Source organism: Mesorhizobium sp. M2A.F.Ca.ET.037.01.1.1 (assembly GCF_003998075.1).
Classification (GTDB): domain Bacteria; phylum Pseudomonadota; class Alphaproteobacteria; order Rhizobiales; family Rhizobiaceae; genus Mesorhizobium.
Map to the genome: position 1 here is coordinate 1 of NZ_RZSA01001453.1, position 1,114 is coordinate 1,114.

At 66.3% G+C, this 1,114-nt stretch carries 1 protein-coding gene; it reads right to left on the bottom strand.

The annotated features are described in order from the left end of the window. A partial coding sequence (locus EOA27_RS37530; protein WP_245491348.1) for a glutamate synthase-related protein occupies positions 1 to 1,114 on the bottom strand: 1,114 nt, incomplete at both ends.

The following is a 1,114-nucleotide window of genomic DNA, read 5'->3' on the forward strand; positions in this document are numbered from 1 at the left end:
GCCCTTGCCGACATAGTCGTTGCCGGCGCCGACCAGCTCGAACGACACGCCGCGCGCGAGAAACGCGCCGAAGGACTGGCCGGCCGTGCCGGTGAGCTTCACCTGGATCGTGTCTTCCCGAAGGCCCTTGTGCTTGAAGCGTTTGGCGACCTCGCCCGACAGCATGGCGCCAGCGGAGCGGTCGACGTTGCGGATCGGCAGCTCGATGGTGACGGGCTGTCTGGCTTCGAGCGCCGGCTTAGCCAGCTCGATCAGCTTGCGGTCGAGCACGTCGTCGATCGGATGCTTCTGCCGCTCGGTCCAGTGCAGCGCCTCATGCGGCGCGTCGGGCTTGAAGAACATCTTCGAGAAGTCGAGCCCGCGCGCCTTCCAGTGCTGGATCACGTCGCGTTTTTCCAGGAGGTCGCTGTCGCCGATGATCTGGTCGAGATGGGTGAAGCCCATTTCGGCGAGCAGTGCACGCACCTCTTCCGCCACATAGAAGAAGAAGTTGATGACATGCTCGGGCGTGCCCTTGAAGCGCTTGCGCAGCACCGGATCCTGCGTCGCCACGCCGACCGGGCAGGTGTTGAGGTGGCACTTGCGCATCATGATGCAGCCCGCCGCGATCAGCGGCGCGGTCGAGAAGCCGAACTCGTCGGCGCCGAGCAGCGCGCCGATGATGACGTCGCGCCCGGTGCGCAACCCGCCATCGACCTGCAGCGCGACTCTGCTGCGCAAGCCGTTGAGCACCAGCGTCTGATGCGTCTCGGCAAGGCCCATTTCCCACGGGCTGCCGGCATGCTTGAGCGAGGTCAGCGGCGAAGCGCCGGTGCCGCCATCATAGCCGGAGATGGTGATGTGGTCGGCGCGCGCCTTGGCGACGCCCGCCGCGACCGTGCCGACGCCGACTTCCGACACCAGCTTGACCGAGACGTCGGCTGCCGGATTGACGTTCTTCAGGTCGTAGATCAGCTGCGCCAGATCCTCGATCGAATAGATGTCGTGATGCGGCGGCGGCGAGATAAGGCCGACGCCCGGCGTCGAGTGCCTGACCTTGGCGATGGTGGCGTCGACCTTGTGACCAGGCAGCTGGCCGCCCTCGCCGGGCTTGGCGCCTTGCGCCACCTTGATC